The 1,824-nt window shown below is 78.5% G+C and carries 1 protein-coding gene and 1 pseudogene; both read right to left on the reverse strand.

What is annotated here, in order from left to right; all coding sequences use genetic code 11:
• Positions 1 to 740: pseudogene (locus ACFXA3_RS36420) on the reverse strand (multidrug transporter); the annotation flags it as partial.
• 263 nt (positions 741 to 1,003) lie between these two features.
• Positions 1,004 to 1,705, reverse strand: a complete 702-nt coding sequence (locus tag ACFXA3_RS36425; protein WP_385194409.1) for a SpoIIE family protein phosphatase — start codon at positions 1,703 to 1,705, stop codon at positions 1,004 to 1,006.
• Positions 1,706 to 1,824 lie beyond the last annotated feature (119 nt).

Raw genomic sequence — 1,824 nt, forward strand, 5'->3', positions numbered from 1 at the left:
CGGACGCGCGCGTCGTGTGCGTGCCCGGCCTCTAATTGTGTTTCGGGTCCGCCAAAACCGCCGCGGGCCGGAGCCTCCTGGGGGGGGGCGCCGGCCGTCCCCGGGCCGTCCCGGACCGCGACGGCGGTGCCCGGCGCGGGCAGCTGCGTCCCCGGCCAGTCGGCGGTGTACGCGGAGAGGCCCTCGGCGGCCGGGCGGGCCGCGTTGTAGCCGGCCAGCGGACGCACCGTCCCGCCGGGCAGGGTGACGCTGCCGGCGAGGCCGATGCGCAGGACCCGGCCGGTGCCGTCGGGGCTGAACCCCACGGCCGGGGCCGCGCCGGGCCCCGGGCCCGCCGAATGCAGCAGCCGGCCGCCGCCCACGCCCGGGCCGAGCGGTGCACCCGTACCCCGGATGTCGAAGAAGTCGCCGTTCACGGCGGCGACCACGCGCCGCCCGGGCCCCGCGGGGTGGCGGGCGGCGGACTCGGCGACGGTGGCCGGGCCGCGGCCGCCCAGGTACTCGGCGCGCACCCCGCCGCTCCCGCCGAGGTCGACACGGAGCTCGTCGATCCGCAGCCAGCGGTCGGCTTCCAGCCGGTCGTACGACTCCAGACGGATCCCGGGGGCGATCTGCCGGCCGGTCCGGGCGGTCTCGATCCCCTCGGCCGGCGCTTCGGCGGCCCGCGCGGGCGCGGTGAGGACGACGGCGAGCAGGACGGGCAGCACGGGCAGCAGCGGACGCGGACGCAGGCTCAGCACGCAGGCAGCATCGGCCACTCACCCCCGCCCCGGACGCGTGGAACGGCTCGCGGCCCGCGGTTTTCAGCCGTTCGCGCGGTCACGGCCGACGGGACGTCCGGGCGCCGGGGACATCGATGCGGCCGCCGGATACCCGGCTGACACGGTGCGAACGTGCCCACGCGTCGCTCTGATCCCCCGCCCGGCGGACCGGGCCGGGCGGCGCCGGCGACCGGCGGGGCCGCGGACCGAGCCCGGTGCCACGGACCGGGCGGGCCCGGGGCTCAGTGCGTCACCGCGTGCCCCGGGACGGTGAACTCGCACCACACGCATTTCCCGCCGCCCCGGGGCTCCACGCCCCAGTCCTCCGCGAGCCGGTCCACCAGCAGCAGGCCGCGCCCCGACACCGCCCAGTCACCGGCCTCGCGCCGGTGCGGCAGCGCGCTGCTGGCGTCCTCGACCTCGATGCGGATCCGGCCCTCCGACGTCAGCCTCACGTTGACGTGGCCGCCGCCGTCGGTGTGCACGAGGGCGTTGGTCATCAGCTCGTCCGCCGCCAGTTCGATCTCGTCGGCCCGGTCCCGGGCGCCCCACGCGGCCACCGCCGCGCGGATCAGGTGGCGGGCCATCGCCGGGCCCTCGGCGTCGCCGGGGGTCAGGCGCAGGCGCAGCGGTCCGCCGCCGCGCGGGTTGGGGGTGCCGCGGCGGCGCAGCAGGAGGAGGGCCATGTCGTCGCCCGCGCCCGCGTCCCCGACCAGGTCGCACAGGACGTCGGCGAGTTCCTCGACGTCCACCGGCCCGTTGCTGACCGCCTCCATGAGCTCCCGCATGCCCGCTCCGGGGGCGCCTTCCGACCGTTCGAGCAGACCGTCCGTGCACAGCACCAGGGTGTCGCCGGGGTGCAGTTCGAGACTGGTGACGGGGTATCCGGCGCCGGTGCCCGACCGCTCGCCCGGCGGCAGTCCGAGCGGGAGCCCGCCGGCCACCGGGATCCGGTGGCAGGTGGCCTCGCGGCGGGGGGGACACCCCGCGGGGGGGGGGGGGGGGGGCGCCCGGGCGGTCTCGCGGGGTGAGTGGGTAATAGCAGAGCTGGGAGTGGGGGGAG

This window comes from Streptomyces sp. NPDC059456 (genome assembly GCF_042750055.1).
GTDB lineage: Bacteria > Actinomycetota > Actinomycetes > Streptomycetales > Streptomycetaceae > Streptomyces.